At 63.8% G+C, this 17280-nt stretch carries 13 protein-coding genes and 1 tRNA gene; 5 read left to right on the top strand and 9 right to left on the bottom strand.

The window, feature by feature from the left end; all coding sequences use genetic code 11:
* Nucleotides 1-107 precede the first annotated feature (107 nt).
* The 9 genes from uvrA to IF809_RS21745 form a co-directional block, all read right to left on the bottom strand.
* Nucleotides 108-2630 carry an excinuclease ABC subunit UvrA gene (gene uvrA / locus IF809_RS21785; protein WP_462838469.1) on the bottom strand — a complete coding sequence of 841 codons (2523 nt, stop codon included), beginning with the start codon at nucleotides 2628-2630 and terminating at the stop codon, nucleotides 108-110.
* Between the two features lie 172 nt (nucleotides 2631-2802).
* A complete protein-coding gene (locus IF809_RS21780; RefSeq protein ID WP_462838468.1) occupies nucleotides 2803-4038 on the bottom strand; it encodes an ABC transporter substrate-binding protein in 1236 nt (411 codons plus the stop codon).
* A 41-nt stretch (nucleotides 4039-4079) separates the two neighbouring features.
* Complete coding sequence (locus IF809_RS21775) at nucleotides 4080-5561, bottom strand: ATP-binding cassette domain-containing protein (protein ID WP_128964823.1); 1482 nt, start codon at nucleotides 5559-5561, stop codon at nucleotides 4080-4082.
* A complete protein-coding gene (locus IF809_RS21770) occupies nucleotides 5561-6487 on the bottom strand; it encodes a branched-chain amino acid ABC transporter permease (protein ID WP_462838467.1) in 927 nt (308 codons plus the stop codon). The genes IF809_RS21775 and IF809_RS21770 overlap by 1 nt, the downstream gene beginning before the upstream one ends.
* 1 nt (nucleotide 6488) lies before the next feature.
* On the bottom strand, nucleotides 6489-7364 hold the full coding sequence (locus tag IF809_RS21765) for a branched-chain amino acid ABC transporter permease (RefSeq protein ID WP_462838466.1): 876 nt from the start codon (nucleotides 7362-7364) through the stop codon (nucleotides 6489-6491).
* Between the two features lie 87 nt (nucleotides 7365-7451).
* A complete protein-coding gene (locus IF809_RS21760; protein WP_453982519.1) occupies nucleotides 7452-8696 on the bottom strand; it encodes an ABC transporter substrate-binding protein in 1245 nt (414 codons plus the stop codon).
* 231 nt (nucleotides 8697-8927) lie between these two features.
* Nucleotides 8928-10046 carry a D-alanine--D-alanine ligase family protein gene (locus IF809_RS21755; protein ID WP_462838465.1) on the bottom strand — a complete coding sequence of 373 codons (1119 nt, stop codon included), beginning with the start codon at nucleotides 10044-10046 and terminating at the stop codon, nucleotides 8928-8930.
* 50 nt (nucleotides 10047-10096) lie between these two features.
* Nucleotides 10097-10840, bottom strand: a complete 744-nt coding sequence (locus IF809_RS21750; protein WP_462838464.1) for a 3-deoxy-manno-octulosonate cytidylyltransferase — start codon at nucleotides 10838-10840, stop codon at nucleotides 10097-10099.
* 96 nt (nucleotides 10841-10936) lie between these two features.
* Entirely contained in the window at nucleotides 10937-12139 is a 1203-nt protein-coding gene (locus tag IF809_RS21745) for an SMP-30/gluconolactonase/LRE family protein (RefSeq protein ID WP_462838463.1), read from the bottom strand.
* Between the two features lie 320 nt (nucleotides 12140-12459).
* Here IF809_RS21745 and IF809_RS21740 point away from each other — a divergent pair, with 320 nt between their 5' ends.
* From IF809_RS21740 to IF809_RS21720, 5 genes are all read left to right on the top strand, one after another.
* Entirely contained in the window at nucleotides 12460-12708 is a 249-nt protein-coding gene (locus IF809_RS21740) for a hypothetical protein (protein ID WP_453982522.1), read from the top strand.
* 478 nt (nucleotides 12709-13186) lie between these two features.
* Nucleotides 13187-14749: a 2-isopropylmalate synthase gene (locus IF809_RS21735; RefSeq protein ID WP_128964830.1), complete on the top strand. Its 1563-nt coding sequence runs from the start codon at nucleotides 13187-13189 to the stop codon at nucleotides 14747-14749.
* 210 nt (nucleotides 14750-14959) lie between these two features.
* Nucleotides 14960-15961 carry a TRAP transporter substrate-binding protein gene (locus IF809_RS21730; protein ID WP_128964831.1) on the top strand — a complete coding sequence of 334 codons (1002 nt, stop codon included), beginning with the start codon at nucleotides 14960-14962 and terminating at the stop codon, nucleotides 15959-15961.
* 207 nt (nucleotides 15962-16168) lie between these two features.
* The gene (locus tag IF809_RS21725) at nucleotides 16169-16741 is read left to right on the top strand and encodes a Spy/CpxP family protein refolding chaperone (protein WP_462838462.1); all 573 of its coding nucleotides are present in this window, start codon (nucleotides 16169-16171) and stop codon (nucleotides 16739-16741) included.
* A 167-nt stretch (nucleotides 16742-16908) separates the two neighbouring features.
* A tRNA-Lys gene (locus IF809_RS21720) sits at nucleotides 16909-16984 on the top strand.
* Nucleotides 16985-17280 lie beyond the last annotated feature (296 nt).

The following is a 17280-nucleotide window of genomic DNA, read 5'->3' as shown; positions in this document are numbered from 1 at the left end:
CAGACGAAATGCCCGGGGCGCCTCGCCCGGGCATCATGCGCAGTGTCTTCCGCGGATCGAACGCAATTGCGAAATGGGTTGCGATGACGCCGCGAGAGCGCGTTTCGTCACTGCTCCAGGCGGCGGGCAAGATAGCGCGCCGTCTTCCCGCCGTTCTTCCCGTTGTTTTCGGCGACCTGATGCGGTGTGCCCGATGCGACGATATTGCCGCCTTCGTCGCCGGCGCCGGGGCCGAGATCGATCATCCAGTCGCTGTGGGCCACGACATCCATGTCGTGCTCGACCACGACCACGCTGTTGCCGGCATCCACGATCCGCTCGAGCTGGGCGATCAGCCGCTCGACATCGCGGGGATGAAGTCCGGTGGTCGGCTCGTCCAGGACATAGAGCGTGTGCCCGCGTTGCGGACGCATCAGCTCGGTCGCCAGCTTGATGCGCTGCGCTTCGCCGCCGGACAATTCGGTGGCGGACTGGCCGAGGCGGATATAGCCGAGGCCGACCTCGCGGACGACAGATAGCGACCGGTCGAGCGTGGCGTCGCCCTCGAAGAAATCGAAAGCCTCGTCGACGCGCATCGCCAGCACGTCGGCGATGGACTTGTCCCGAATCTTCACTTCCAGCGTCTTGTCGTTGTAGCGCGCACCCTTGCAGGTCGGGCAGGGCGCATAGACGCTGGGCAGGAACAGCAGCTCGACACAGACGAAGCCTTCGCCCTCGCAGGTCGCACAGCGTCCCTTCGCGACGTTGAACGAGAAGCGCCCGGCATCGTAACGGCGCGATTTTGCCTGCGGCGTTGCCGCGAACAGTTTTCGTACATGGTCGAAAAGGCCGGTATAGGTTGCGAGGTTGGATCGCGGCGTCCGGCCGATCGGCTTCTGATCGACTACGACGAGGCGATCGATCTGGTCGAGGCCGGCGACAATCTTGCCGCCCAATGTCTCGACCGTGGGCGTGAGGCTGTCATCCTCGGAATCGGCGGCAAGCGTGTGACCGAGATGTTCGGCTACGGCATCGACCAGGAATTGGCTGATCAGGCTCGATTTGCCGGACCCTGACACGCCTGTGATGGCAGTGATCACGCCCAGCGGAATATCGACGTCGAATCCCTTGAGATTGTTGCGGACCACTCCCCTGATCTTCAGATGCGCTTTCGGCGCACGACGGGTCGTCGGCAGCTTCTTGCGCGGATGCGCGAGATAGGTCGCGGTTCGCGATTGCTCGATGTCGCCGAGCCCCGCCGGCGGGCCGCTATAGAGGATGCGTCCGCCGCCCTCGCCGGCGTCGGGCCCGACATCCACCAGCCAGTCGGCATGCCGGATGACCTCGAGCTCGTGCTCGACCACGAAGATCGAGTTGCCCGTGTGCTTCAGCCGGTCCAGGGCCCGCAGCAGCGCCTCGGTGTCGGCGGGATGCAGGCCTGCGGACGGCTCGTCGAGCACGTAGACGACGCCGAACAAGTTGGAGCGGACCTGGGTTGCCAGGCGCAGACGCTGCAGCTCGCCCGGCGACAGCGTCGGCGTACTGCGTTCGCAGGCGAGATAGCCGAGACCAAGGTCGAGCAGGACGGCGAGGCGCGCCGAAATATCCTCGCAGATGCGCCGGACGACGACGGCTTTCTCCGAGCTGTCCGGCGAGGGTTTGGCGAAAGGCTTGATCAGCTCGTGCAACTGCTTGAGCGGGAAATGCGATATCTCTGCGATGTTGAGCCCTGCGAGCTTGACTTTGAGCGCCTCCGGCTTCAACCGGGTGCCATGGCAGGTCGGGCAGTCCTGCGTGATCATGAACTGCGCGACGCGGCGCTTCATCATCGCGCTCTCGGACTTGGCGTAGGTCTGCATCACGTAGCGCTTGGCGCCGGTGAACGTTCCCTGGTAGCTCGGCTCCTCCTTGCGGCGCAGCGCCCGCTTGACCTCCGCTGCATCGTAGCCGGCATAGACCGGCACGGTCGGCTGCTCGTCGGTGAACAGGATCCAGTCGCGGTCCTTCCTGGGCAGCTCGCGCCAGGGCTTGTCGACGTCGTAGCCCAGCGTCGTCAGGATATCCCTGAGGTTCTGCCCCTGCCATGCGCTCGGCCAGGCCGCGATGGCGCGCTCGCGGATCGTCCTGGTGTCGTCTGGCACCATGGATTTTTCGGTGACGCCGAGCATCCGGCCGATGCCGTGGCAGGTCGGGCAGGCGCCCTCCGGCGTGTTTGGCGAAAATGCCTCAGCATAGAGCATCGGCTGACCGCGCGGGTAATCGCCGGCGCGAGAGTAGAGCATCCTGAGCAGGTTGGAGATTGTCGTCACGCTGCCGACAGACGATCGTGTCGTCGGCGCGCCGCGCTGTTGCTGGAGCGCGACGGCAGGCGGCAGCCCTTCGATGTCGTCCACTTCTGGAATCTGCATCTGGTGGAAAAGGCGGCGTGCGTAAGGCGAAACCGATTCCAGATAGCGCCGCTGCGCCTCGGCATAGATCGTTCCAAAGGCGAGCGAGGACTTTCCGGAGCCCGATACGCCGGTGAACACGACGAGCGCATTGCGTGGAATCTTGACGTCGACGTTCCTGAGGTTGTGTTCGCGCGCACCGCGGACATGCACGAAGCCGTCATCCTGCATCAGGCTGCTGGGTCGTTTCAATCGATCGTCCATCTCGCCTCCTCCGGCCCCGCGTGGGGATTAACGGCAAGATCGCAGGATCGGTCCTGGGACGCCAGCGCACCCGCTCCGTTCCTGACAAAACAGAAGGCCCGCCGCGGTGATTGCGGCGGGCCTTGCAAGGTTGGTGAGGGGAGCTGGGCGCCGAGAAGCGCCACTCGTCAAATTATTGGGACAGCTTCACGAAGTTCGGAAACTTCAGCTTGCCTTCCGCGATCTTCTCCGGCCAGACCACGATCTGCTTCTCGTCCTGCCACTGGAACACGAGGCCCGTCACGAAGCCGGGGCCGGACTTGATGCCGTGGGTGAACTCGTCGTCCTTGCCGTAGAACTGGATCTTGCCGATCGTGCCCTCGTAGTCGGTCTTCTCGAGTTCCGCGACCATCTTGTCGGGATCCGTCGAGCCGGCGCGCTTGATGGCGTCGGTGATGATGTAGACCTCGTCATAGGCGGTATAGCCGGTGTAGGCCGGCGGCGCGCCGAACTTGGCCTTGAAGGCGGCGGCGAACGGCTTGGTCTTCGAGGTCACGGCGACGTCGGGTGTCGCGACGGCGAGCGACGGGATGCCGTCGGCGGCGCCGTTGGTGTCCTTCCAGAAGGTCGGGCTCAGCGCCTGCGCGCTGATGCCGAACATCGGCACCGGCACCTGCTGGTTCTTCCACTGCACGGTCGGCTGCACGCCGACATGCGAGATGCCGGTGACGATCACATCGGGCTTCTTGGCCTCAATGTTGTTGAAGATCGGCGTGAAGTCGGTGGTATCGGGCGAGAAGCGCACGTGCTCGACGACCTTGAGGCCGGCCTTCGGCAAGCAGGCCTCGTAGCCGACGTCGAGCGGCTTGGTCCAGGCGGCGTCTTCGCTCATGATCGCGACGGTCTTCATTTGCATCTTGTCGACGAGGAGGTCCTTGGCCGCGTCGCAGACGAGTTGCGCTTGTGCGGCCGAGGTCAGATAGCCGTGGAAGGTATACTTGTTCTTGTCGTAGTCGTTGTGGATCGCCTTGGTGATCTCGTTGGAGGCGGCGCCGGGCGTGATCAGCGGCATCTTCAGCCGCGCGGCCCATGGCTCGAGCGCCAGCACGACCTCGGAGATGTAGCTCGCGATCACAGCCGAGACCTTGTCCTCGCTCACGGCGCGCTGGAAGGCGCGCACGGAATCGGCCGATGAGCTCTTGTTGTCATAGGTGACGATCTCGACCTTGCGGCCCAGGATGCCGCCCTTGGCATTGATCTCGTCCGCGGCGATCTGCGCACCGCCCGGGGTTGCCGCACCCGCGATCGACTGCACCTCGGCGATGACGCCGATCTTGATCGGGTCGTTCGACTGTGCGTAGGCGGGCGCAGCGAGGCAGAGCGCCAGGGCCGAAGCGAGGAAGCTGCCGCTGAGAACTGAGGATCGCATGGTCGTTTCCCTTTCTATGCTTCTTGTTGCTGTTGATGGACTTACAGAAAATCGGCGCCGGCCTCGCTGGCAAAGCGGGCGGGATCGCCCTCCCAGACAATCCTGGCGTGCTCCAGCACATAGACGCGGTCGGCATGCGGCAGCGCGAAGGTGACGTTCTGCTCGCCGAGCAGCACCGTGATGGACGTGGTCTGGCGCAGCTTCTCGAGCGCCTTGGACAGGAGCTCGAGGATGACGGGCGCAAGTCCCAGCGTCGGCTCGTCCAGGATGAGAATCTGCGGCTGCATCATCAGCGCGCGGCCGATCGCCAGCATCTGCTGCTCGCCGCCGGACAGCGTCTGCGCCAGCTGACCCTGACGCTCCTTCAGGATCGGGAATAGCTCGAACAGCCAGGCAAGCTGCGTGGCGCGCGCCTCGTCGGTGAGATGCTGGCCGCCGAGATCGAGATTCTCCCGCACCGTCATCTCGCCGAACAGCTCGCGTGATTCAGGGCATTGCACGAGACCGCTGCGGGCGATTTTTGCCGGGCTCGTGCCGCGCAGCTTCTCGCCCCCGCGGATGATCTCGCCGGTGTAAGGCAGGAAGCCGGATATGGTATTGAACAGCGTGGTCTTGCCGGCGCCGTTGAGGCCGACGATGGAGACGAACTCGCCCTCGTGGATGTGGATCGAGACGTTTTCCAGCGCCTGTGCCTTGCCGTAATGCACGCTGACATTCTCGACCTGGAGCAGCGGCACCTTGTCCTTGAAGCTGGTCTCTGGCCTGGCATGGGTCTCGATGGCGCCGCCGAGATAGACCCGGCGCACGGTCTCGTTTCGCATGACCTCGTCGGCCTTGCCGGTGACGATCTCCTCGCCGAGATACATGGCGAGCACGCGGTCGACCAGCGCGGCGACGCTCTTGACGTTGTGATCGACCAGCATCACCGCGCGGCCCTCGTCGCGAAAGCTGCGGATCAGGTCGGAGAAGACGTCGACCTCGGCGCGGGTGAGGCCGGCGAAGGGCTCGTCGACCAGCACCACTTTGGGATCTCGCGCGATCGCTTTCGCAAGCTCGAGCCTTCGCAGATCGGCGAAGGGGAGCGTCGGCGGGCGGCGGTTCATCACGTTGCCGAGCCCGACGCGATCGGCGATCCACTTGGCGCGCTCGACCAGCGCCTTGTCCGGAAACAGCATGAACAGGCTGTCCGGCAACAGCGCCACCATGATGTTCTCCAGCACCGTCTGCCGGTTCAGCGGCCGCGAGTGCTGGAAGACCATGCCAAAGCCTTTGCGCGCGATCTTGTGCGCGGGCAGGCCCGCGACATTCTCGCCCTCGAACACGACTTCGCCCGCGGTCGGGCGCTCGATGCCCATCACGCTCTTCATCGCGGTGGATTTGCCCGAGCCGTTCGGCCCGATCAGGCCGAAGATCTCGCCGCCATTGACGTCGAAGCCGAGGTTCTTCACGGCGGTCAATCCGCCAAAGCGCTTGGTCAGGCCGCGGACTTCGAGCACGGGCCGGTTTGAAAGCCGCTGATCCATTACGAGCGAGCCTCGCGCGAGAGGGCCGCCCCGAGGAAGCCGCCGGGAAAGAACAAGACGACGAGCAGGGCGACGGCCGAGACGATGAAGGTCGCAAGCTCGCCCGTGGGTCGCAGGAATTCGCCGGCGACGATCAGGAAGATCGCGCCCAGCGCTGCACCGAGCACGGTACGCCGGCCGCCGAGCACGGCCGAGACGATGACGTTGACGCCGACGGCGACGTCGACGACGGTGCCGACCGAGGCGGTGCCGAAGTAGAACACCAGCAGCGCGCCTGACAGCCCCGAGAAGAAGGCGCTGACGATGAACGCGGCGAGCTTATGCTTGACGATGTTGAAGCCGAGCGCGCCGGCCTGCACCGGGTCCTGGCCGCTGGCCTGCAGGACGAGGCCGACAGGCGATTGCGACAGGCCGTACAGGATCGCCGCCGAGATCGTCATGAAGCCGAGCGCGATCCAGTAATTGGCGCCGGCATTGATGGTGATGACATCGGGGATGGTGAGGCCGATCTCGCCGCCGGTGAGATCCGCGAATACGACGACAAAGTTCTGCAGCATCAAGACGGCGACCAGCGTGGTCAGGCCGAAATAGGGCCCGCGCACGCGCAAGGCCGGCAGCGCCAGCACGAGCCCCGCGATCACAGAAGCGAGCGCGCCGAGCACGATGCAGAGATAGACCGACCAGCCGAACTGGGCGTTGAGGATCCCGGCCGTGTAGGCGCCGACGCCGATCAGGAAGGTCGGGCCGAAATTGACCTCGCCCGCGAACCCGAACAGGAGGTCCCAGGCCATCGCGAACACGCCGAAATAGAACGCGACGGTGAGGAGGCCGAGCACATAGCCGGAGACATAGAGCGGCAGCGTCGCCGCGATGATGACGAGTGCCAGCGAGACGAAGAACAGGCGCGAGGTGAAGAAACTGGCCATCTCAGCGCCTCCCCAGCAGGCCCTGGGGCCGGATATACATCACGAACACGAGCAGTAAGAGCGCCGGAATGGTGCGGTAAGCCGGCGAGACCAGATAGGCCGTGAGCGTCTCGAGATAGCCGACCACGAAGGCCGCGATCAGGGAGCCGGAGACGCTGCCGAGGCCCCCGAGCACCACGATCGAGAAGGCGCTCGCGGTCAGCGGTCCGACGCTGTAGGAGCTGACGCCTAAGAACATGCCGAGCAGCACGCCGGCAATACCGGCGAGAATGCCGTAGATTGCCCAGACCACGATATAGATGCTGGTCAGCTCGAGCCCGAGCAGCGTGACGCCGCGCGGATTCATCGACGCCGCCAGCACCGCCTTGCCGGTGCGGGTGCGGTTCACCAGCAGCCACAGCAGCGCGATGACGAGACAGCACACGATCGCGGTGAAGATCTCGTTGTTCGGCGTGCGGACGCCGAGGAGGTCGACAACGCCCTCGACGATCGGCAGCACAGTCTTGGCGTTGTTGGTGAAGAAATAGGCGATCAGCTCCTGAATCATGATGCCCCAGAGCAACGTTCCAGTGAGGACGAAGATCTCCTTCTCCTCGTTGGGAATGCGCCGGGAGTCCTGGATCGGCTTCACCACTGCGAAATAGGTGGCGAACGCCGTGACGAGGGCGACGCCGACGCCGATCAACGCGCCGGCATAGGTGCCGACCCCCAAAATGCTGGCCGCCGCCCAGGCTGCCACCGCTGCCGCCACCATGATGGCGCCGTGGGAGAGGTTGAGCACGCCGGAGACGCCGAAGATCAACGTGAAGCCGGTGGCACCGAGAGCGTAAAGAGCGCTGATGGCAAAGCCATCAATCAGAATCTGGAAAGCTCGCATCTATGTTGGGGCTGCCGATTTGAGGAAAGGTGCTGCGGAGCGCCGCAAATGGAAGCTCCCGGGAGGTGGTCCCGGGAGCGGTTCCTGTCAGTTGCTGAGCTTGATGAAGCTCGGGAACTTGATGTCGACCTTCGCGACGTCCTTGGGCCAGACCGCGCTCTGCTTGCCGTCCTGCCATTGCAGCATCAGCCCGGTGATCAGGCCCTTGCCGTACTTGATCGAGTGCGTGAACGGATCGTCCTTGCCGTAGAACTGGACGCGGCCGATCGTGCCTTCCCAGTCGGTCTTCTCCAGCGCATCGACCAGCTTGTCGGCATCGCTCGAGCCGGCGCGCTTCACCGCATCGGCGATGTAGTAGACCTCGTCATAGGCGGTATAGCCGGCATAGGACGGGTAGTTGCCGAACTTCTTCCTGAAGTTTTCCGCGAACGGCACCGACTTCGGAGTCACCGCGACGCCGGGCCCGGAGACGCCCTGATAGAGCACGCCTTCGGCGGCCTGATTGGTGTCCTTGCCGAAGGTCTCGTTGGTCGCCTGCGAGGAGATGCCGAACATCGGGATCGGCACCTGCTGGTTCTTCCACTGCACCGTCGGCTGCACGCCGACATGGGAGATGCCGGTGATGATCACGTCCGGCTTGGCACCCTCGATCTTGTTGAAGATCGGCGTGAAGTCGGTGGTATCGGGCGAGAAGCGGATGTGGTCGAGCACTTTCAGCCCGATCTTGGGCAGGCATTCCTCGTAGCCGATATCGAGCGGCTTGGTCCAGGCGGCGTCCTCGCTCATGATCACAGCCGACTTCATGTGTAGCTTGTCGACGAGGAGGTCCTTTGCCGCATCGCAGACCGAAAGCGCCAGCGCCGCGGAGGTCAGGTAGCCGTGGAAGGTGTACTTGTTCTTCTCGTAATCGGCATGGACACTCTTGCTGATCTCGTTGGAGGCAGCACCCGGCGTCACGAACGGCGTCTTCAGTCGCGCCGCCCAGGGCTCCAACGCCAGCACCACTTCGCTGATGTAGCTGGCGATGACGGCGTTGACCTTGTCCTCGTTCACCGCGCGCTGGAACGCGCGCACCGAGTCGGCGGAGGAGGAGTGGTTGTCGTACGAGATGATCTCGATCTTGCGGCCATCGATGCCGCCTTTCGCGTTGATCTCGTCCGCGGCGAGCTGAGCGGCTTGCGGGATCGAGGCGCCGGCAATCGCCTGCGCTTCCGCGATCACGCCGATCCGAAGCGGATCCGCCGCAAAGGCCGCACCTGAGGCTGCCAGCAACGCGGCCGCCGCGGCCGCACCAAACGCACTTCGCAATGCACCAGAGAGTGCTTTATTCATTTTGTTCTCTCCCTTGAACCAAGCTTCTTTGAGCTATTGGGCGGCGACTATAACGGCGAGAGAATCCTCGGCAAGTAAAACTGTATTCAGGATTGTACGATGGGGACTAAAGTCTAGCTGCGCAGATATCGGGCAGAGCGAGGCGCTATTCCACGCATAGGCATGCAGATTTCGTCGGGCGGCATGCGCGTACGTCGAGCCACACCAAGACGCCCGATGAACTGCGATCGGCTAGCTCGAATAGCCGCGTTCCAGGGCATGACGCTGCTGGTAGCGGTCCAGCGCCAGATGGACGAGGCGCGTCAGCAGCTCGCCATATGGCACGCCCGAAGCTTCCATCATCTTCGGATACATGCTGATGGAGGTGAAGCCGGGCAGGGTGTTGATCTCGTTGAAGCAGAACTCGCCGGTCTGCCGATCGAGGAAGAAATCGACGCGCGCGAGGTCGCTGCATTCGAGCGCCGCGAATACCTGCACCGCCAGCGCGCGCACCCGCGCCATCTGGGCTGCATCCAATCTTGCCGGAAGATCGACGCGCGCGCCGTCGGGATCGAGATATTTGGCCTCGTAGGAATAGAATTCGTGATGGGCGTTGGGATTGAGCTCGCTGGCGACGCTCGCGAACAGCATCTCGCCGTCGAGGACCGCAACCTCGATCTCGCGGGCGTCGATGCCCTGTTCGACCAGCACCTTGAGATCATAGCGAAACGCATCATCGAGCGCCGGGCCGAGCGCATCCCATGTCTTGACCTTGTGAATGCCGACGCTGGAGCCCATGTTGCACGGCTTGACGAACACCGGCAGTCGCAGGCCCTCGACCGCCTTGGCGAGAGAGGAGGCGCGATCGGCGGCGAAGGCCTTGCGGGTCAGCACGCGATAGGGCGCGACCGGAACGCCGGCGAGCTCCGCGAGCCGCTTGGCGACATCCTTGTCCATGCTGACGGCAGAGGCGAGAACGCCCGACCCGACATAGGCGACGTCGGCGAGCTCCAAAAGGCCCTGCATCGCGCCGTCCTCGCACAGCGGGCCATGCATGACCGGAAACACCACGTCGATCGGGATCGGCTCGGTCGTGCCTTCGACCACAGGCATGAGAACGCCGCGGCCATCGGCGCTCCGGGCGAGCCGTATCTCGGGCGCATCGGGCAGGATCGGCAAGGACACCTCTGCCGGATCGATCCTGGCAAGATCGATCCATTGCCACCGGCCCGTCTTGTCGATGGAAACAGGGACCACCTCGAAACGCGCGCGGTCGAGATGCCCTAGCACGGAAGCGGCCGATTTCAGCGAGACCTCGTGCTCACCGGATCTGCCACCATAGAGGACCACGACGCGAATTTTGTCTGCCATGAGTCAATTATCACGCGCCGCGTCCAGAAGTCACGTGCGGCTTGCAGGGCTTAGATCGCCCTGGCCGTCAGGAGATCTCGCGCGCGCACCAGATCGGCCAGCGTGTCCACGCCGAGCGGCTCGGTGCGGATCACCTTGGCGTCCATTCGCATGCCGTGCTCGATCGCCCTGAGCTGCTCGAGGCTTTCGCGCTGCTCGAGGACGCCTCGCGGCAGGCCGACATATTTCGCCAGCGCCTCGCGGCGATAGGTGTACATGCCGACGTGATGATAATGCTTGCCGGCGCCTGCGGGAATTACGGCCCGGCTGAAATAGACCGCGCGACCGATGGTGTCTTCGGGGTGGATTGCAAGGGCGATCTTGACGACGCTCGGGGCCTGAAGCTCCATGGGATCCTTGATCTCGGTGGCGAGCGTCGCGATCGAACAATCGGCATGCCGGGACAACGGCTCCATGGTCGCCCGTATCGTCGCCGGATCGATGGTCGGCAGATCGCCCTGAAGCACGATGACGACATCATAGGCGGCGTCCGCGTCGATCAGCTGCAACGCCGCATGCGCGCGATCCGATCCCGTCGGCAGGTGCGGGTCAGTCAGGACCGCGCGGCCCCCCAGGCCGGCGATGACATCCACGATGGCTTGGTCTCCGCAGGCAACGACGACGGGGCCGATATCGGCCTCGAGACCTCTTCGCAAGACGTGGGCGATCATGGGCTGACCGTTGATCTCGGTCAGTGCCTTGCCCGGGAGCCTGGTCGAACCAAGCCGGGTGGGTATGATGACGATTGGACGCATGAAAACCTTTCACCTTCTGAACGGGCAGTCTTGGGCGCAAGTCTGAGGCGCCAGCGGGGTACGCTGGCGCCTCGTTGCAATTCAATCCCGGCCGGCTCAGCCCGGCCCTGCACCTTGCGTCGCCGTATACACCGCGTAGAGCGACTGGCTCGCCGCCATGAACAGGCGGTTGCGCTTCGGGCCGCCGAAGGTGATGTTGCCGCAGACTTCCGGCAGGCGAATGCGACCGAGCAGTTTGCCCTCAGGCGACCACACCGTCGCGCCGTTATAGCCGACCGCGCGGCCGGCATTGCTCGAAGCCCAGACATTGCCGTTGACGTCGCAACGTACGCCGTCGGGTCCGCACTTGATGCCGTCGATCACGCAATCGGAGAACAGCTTCATGTTGGAGAGCTTGTTGTCTTCGCCGACGTCGAACACGAAGATCTCGCCCTTGCCGCCGGGGCCGGTGTCGCCTGGTCCCTTGCCGGTCGAGACGACGTAGAGCTTCTTGTAGTCGGGCGAGAAGCACAGGCCATTCGGGTCGGGCACCTGGTCCTCGCTGACGACGAGATCGACGCGGCCGTTAGCGTCGATGCGATAGCAATTGGTCGGCAGTTCGCGCTTCTTCGGCATGAAGTCGGCCGGCTGCCCGATCCTGGGATTGAGCTTGCCGCCCGCATCGGGCTCGCCCTCGTAAAGCTGGCCGCCATAGGGGGGATCGGTGAACCAGTAGCTGCCGTCAGGATGCGCGACGACGTCGTTCGGCGAGTTCAGCTTCTTGCCGTTATAATTGTCACAGAGGATCGTGGCGGTGCCGTCGTTCTCGTAGCGTGTCACCCGCCGCGTCAGATGCTCGCAGGAGAGCTGGCGGCCCTGGAAGTCGAACGAGTTGCCGTTGCTGTAGTTCGATGGCGTGCGGAACACGCTGACATGGCCGTCATCTTCGCTCCAGCGCATCTGCCGGTTGTTGGGAATGTCGCTCCACAAGAGATAGCGTCCTTGCGCGCTCCAGGCCGGGCCTTCGGCCCAGAGCACGCCGGTGTAGAGCCGCTTGATCGCGGTGTTGGGCTGCGCCAGATTGTTGAAGGACGGATCGACCGCGATGACGTCGGGGTCCCAGAAATAGGTGGTCGGCGCGCCATGAGGGCCGAAGTCGCGCGGCGGGGTCGTGATCGTGGTCGGCGGGGCGGCAGGTCCGTTCTGGGCCAGCGCTGTGCCCGTTCCGGCCACCGCGCTCGCGGCACCGAGCGCAAGCCCTTGCACCAGCGTCCGCCGTGAAAGCGCAACATCCTGCTCACGCTGCTGTTGGCGTGTCATTCGCGTCCTCCCAAGGTCATATCAGGCTGGCCGGTTGATCCGGCCGAGCGGAGCAAAGGTTAGCCCGGTCTGCGGCTGGTTGCGAGCGCTAGACTTGCAGCCTCTCCGCGCGATCTCCTTGATGTTGCCAAATTCGTTCTGCGCCAGCTGACTGATAGTCACCGACGATGTCGCGACATTTGCGCAGGCTGTTGGGCTGTGCATGAGAAGACGATGCGTCTCATTCGGCGAGGTTCACCGGGCCTCACTTTGGACCCTGTCAAGCCTTGACGTCGCCCCTATTGCTGCGCAGAAAACTTTGGGAGAGAGGTCGCTGCCAAATGGTACAAGGCATCATCACATTGATCGTGCTGCTCGGGATCGCCTATGCGGCCGGCTATTTCACGCGCGATCTGAAGTCGCGCAGACGGCGTGCCGCAGCGCGCCGCTCGAGCGGCTACACGCAGCCGGACTGGCTCAGCCCCACGGTCCCCGCCAACACCAATGAGACGCCATCCCCAGCGCTCGGTGAACTCGGCCAGATGCTGGATCGCTGGGAGAGCAGAGCGCGTTCGCGTCGCGCGGGGTAGGCGGCGTCGGTCCTTCGTGAGCCAGCTGCGAGCGCCATGATTCCTTGCATTGCGGAGGGGTAAAACACCCGGCCGCAGGGTCGATCGCTTCGTCGCGCGTCCCGCACGCCAACCAGGTCAGTCTTCCTGACCATTTTTTGGCGTTGCAGTTGCTGCCATTTCTCGTCTAGAAACGACGCACCGAGCCTTCCCGGCAACCAACCGTCAACGGTTTTGACCGAGAATTTGGGGCTTAAACGGGTCTGGCAATGCTGATTCGCGGCCAAATCGATGGGATTTTGGGGGAGGTGGCTCGGGCCGCCGCCACGATCCCGGCCGCGCTGCTGCCCACCCTCCTTCTTGGCGGCCTTCTTCTTACTTGCCCCTGAGGGCCGGCTGGGCGCGACGCGCCTGGGCGCTCAGGGGTTGGTCGAGATCACCGGACACCTCAAGCGCCCCTTAGAACTGACGGCGCGAAAGCTCAAAAGGAAATCTGATAATGGCCCCCGCGAACAAGTCCGATAAGGACCGCGTCATCATTTTCGACACCACGCTGCGCGACGGCGAGCAGTGCCCCGGCGCCACCATGACCTTCGAGGAGAAGCTCGAGGTCGCCGAGCTGCTGGACGATATGGGCGTCGACGTCATCGAGGCCGGCTTCCCGATCACCTCCGAAGGCGACTTCCAGGCGGTGAGCGAGATCGCCCGCCGCTCCAAGAACTCGATCATCGCCGGCCTGTCACGCGCCCATCCCGCCGACATCGACCGCTGCGCCGAAGCCGTGAAATTCGCCAAGCGCGGCCGCGTCCACACCGTGATCGCGACCTCACCGCTGCACATGCGGGTGAAGCTGAACAAGACGCCGGAGCAGGTGATCGAGACCTCGGTCGCCATGGTCGCCCGCGCCCGCAACCAGATCGACGACGTCGAATGGTCGGCCGAGGACGGCACCCGCAGCGAGATGGATTATCTGTGCCGCATCGTCGAGGCCGTCATCAAGGCCGGCGCGACCACGGTGAACATCCCCGATACGGTCGGATACACGGTGCCGGAGGAATACACCCACTTCATGAAGACGCTGATCGAGCGCGTGCCGAACTCCGACAAGGCCGTGTTCTCCGTGCACTGCCATAACGACCTCGGCATGGCCGTTGCGAACTCGCTGGCGGGCGTCGTCGGTGGCGCGCGCCAGGTCGAGTGCACCATCAACGGCATCGGCGAGCGTGCCGGCAACGCTGCGCTCGAGGAGATCGTGATGGCGATCAACGTGCGCAACGACAAATTCCCCTACTGGAACAAGATCGACACCACCCAGCTGACCCGCGCCTCGAAGCTGGTGTCGGCCGCGACCTCGTTTCCGGTCCAGTACAACAAGGCCATCGTCGGCCGTAACGCCTTCGCCCATGAGAGCGGCATCCACCAGGACGGCGTGCTGAAGGACGCCTCCACCTACGAGATCATGCGGCCCGAGATGGTCGGCCTGAAGCAGTCCTCGCTGGTGCTCGGCAAGCACTCCGGCCGCCATGCCTTCGTGCACAAGCTGGAGGAGATGGGCTACAAGCTCGGTCCGAACCAGCTGGAAGATGCGTTCACGCGGATGAAGGCGCTCGCCGACCGCAAGAAGGATATCTATGACGAGGACATCGAGGCGCTGGTCGACGAGGAGATGGCGGCCTCGCACGACCGCATCAAGCTGACCTCGCTCACCGTGATCGCCGGCACCCATGGCCCGCAGCGCGCGACCATGAAGCTCGACGTCGACGGCCAGATCAAGATCGAGGAAGCCGAGGGCAACGGTCCAGTGGACGCGGTGTTCAACTGCATCAAGCGCCTCGTCCCGCACGATGCCAAGCTCGAGCTGTACCAGGTTCACGCGGTCACCGAAGGCACCGATGCGCAAGCGGAGGTCTCGGTGCGGCTGTCGCAGGACGGACGTTCGATGACGGCCCGCGCGGCGGATCCTGATACGCTGGTCGCCTCGGCAAAGGCCTATCTCGGCGCGCTCAACAAGATCGTCATGAAGCGTCAGCGCGACACCGTGACGACTGCGGCGGCGAGCTGACGCTGGTTGCTTCGCCCCCTCCCGCATCCACCTTCGCTAAGACTTCGGCGGACGAGAGCGGGAGAGGGAGCGCAGCGGGCGCTCGCGTTCATGAATAGCTGCCCTGCTAACGGCCAATAGCGGCTCGGTGCGTGAGCCGCTATTGATGTTTCCGGCTAGAGGATAGGCGGCCGTGTTCTGGCTGCCCAAAAGAATAACAAGGGAGACATCATGCGCACCTTCGCGATCGCGGCGTCCGTCGCGGCTCTGGCACTCGGGCTTGCCGGCCCCGCCAGCGCCGACCCGATCATCATCAAGTTCAGCCATGTCGTCGCGACCGACACGCCGAAGGGAAAGGCGTCCGAGAAGTTCAAGGAGCTCGCCGAGAAGTACACGAACGGCAAGGTCAAGGTCGAGGTCTATCCGAACTCGACGCTGTACAAGGACAAGGAAGAACTCGAGGCGCTGCAGCTCGGCAGCGTGCAGATGCTGGCGCCGTCCAACTCCAAGTTCGGACCGCTCGGCATCCGCGAATTCGAGGTGTTCGATCTGCCCTACATCCTCCCTGATCTGAAGACGCTGCGGAAGGTGACGGAGGGCCCGCTCGGGGCCAAGTTGCTCAAGCTGCTCGAGCCGAAGGGCATCACCGGGCTCGCCTATTGGGACAACGGCTTCAAGCAGATGAGCGCCAACAAGAAGCTGATCGCGCCGGCGGATTATCAGGGAGTCAAATTCCGTATCCAGTCCTCGCGCGTGCTGCAGGCCCAGTTCAAGGCGCTCGGCTCGCTGCCGCAGGTGATGGCGTTCTCGGAGGTCTACCAGGCGCTGCAGACCGGCGTCGTCGACGGCCAGGAGAACACCTGGTCGAACATCTATACCCAGAAGATGCACGAGGTGCAGAAGTACATCACCGAGACCAATCACGGTTACATCGGCTACGTCGTGATCGTGAACAAGAAGTTCTGGGACGATCTGCCGGCGGACATCCGCGACGAGTTGTCGAAGGCGATGAAAGAAGCGACCGATTTCAACAATGCACAGTCGCAGAAGGAGAATGACGACGCGCTCGCCGAGATCAAGAAGAGCGGCAAGAGCGAGATCATCAAGCTCACGGCCGAGCAGGACGAGGCGATGCGCAAGGCGATGGAGCCGGTCTACAAGGATGCCGCAGGCCGCGTCGGCCAGCCGCTGATCGACGAATTTCAGAAAGTGGCCAAGAGCACGACGAACTAGCACAACGGACCGAGCTTTACCGTTGATGAATGAAGGCTTCCGTGCGGGATGCACGGAAGCCCTTTTGTTGCGAATGATTTCCGGTTGCGGCTGGAGGTAAAATCGGGCGTTACATCTTCGTAAGATCCCCCTGTCTGTCCAAGTTGTAAGTTGCACCTCAGCCTGCCGGCGCTCATCTTCACGGACGTCCTTCCAGAGGAGGTTCTTATGAGGAAGTTCACCATCGCCGCCATCGCCGTGCTCAGCATCGCCGGCTCGGGCGCGGTCTACGCCCAATACCATCGTCCGTGGATGGAGCACTTCCACCACATGCGGATGAACCCTGAAGACCGTGCCGCCTTCGTCGACGCGCGGATCGCCGCCGTCCATGCCGGGCTGAAGCTCAACGCCGACCAGGAGAAGCTGTGGCCGCCGGTCGAGGCCGCCGTGCGCGACTTCGCCAAGCTGCGCATCGACCGCGCCAATGCGCGGATGAACGCCGGCCCTGCCGACGCCGACAGGCAGGACGATCCAATCGCCCGTCTGCGCGAGCGTGCCGACGACATGGGCGCGAGCTCAGCAGCGCTGAAGAAGATCGCGGACGCCGCCGATCCGCTCTACAAGACCCTTGATGACGGCCAGAAGCGCCGTCTCGCCGTGCTGACCCACCACCGCGGCCCGTTCGGCGGCGGCGAGGACGGCCCGCGCCGGCACTTCATGGACCGCATGATGGGCCATGGCATGGACCACTTCCGCGGCGGCGACCGCGATGACGGCCCTGATCGGGAAGGGCGGCTTTGAGCCGACCGGGATTTTCCGGGTATTAACCTCTGAGAAGCCGCTGGAATCCAGCGGCTTTTCGCTTTTCCGGGGCTGTGGAAGAACCTTGGAAAACATGCGCTACATCGCTTGCCAGACCCGGATCGCTTTGCTAAACGACCGGCCTCGCAAGGCATTCACCGCCTTTCGGGCGCATAGCTCAGTTGGTAGAGCAGCTGACTCTTAATCAGCGGGTCCCAGGTTCGAGCCCTGGTGCGCCCACCAAGCACATCAATTGCTTGGAAGGTTTGTACTTCAGAACGGCCCTTTTGATTGGAAACTTCGGTTGACCGATCCCTGCTGTGGTCGGGACTATGTCACACACCTGCCTTAGCTCTGTCTCTCCCTGTACATTCGCAGCGTGAGATACAGCGCGGAGGTCGCGCGGTGCAGGCGGATTGGGTGACCGTCGCAGATTAGCACGCTTTAGCGAGCAAAACGACGCCCGAGAGATCTGTTGCTCGGGGGGACGTTGCCGTCCACGCTAACTTGACTGTTTCGCGTTCACGAGAGTTGCGCAG

It is taken from the genome of Bradyrhizobium sp. UFLA06-24 (genome assembly GCF_054967145.1).
Note: the sequence above shows the minus strand (reverse complement) of the source record. Positions and strands in the feature narration are given on the sequence as shown.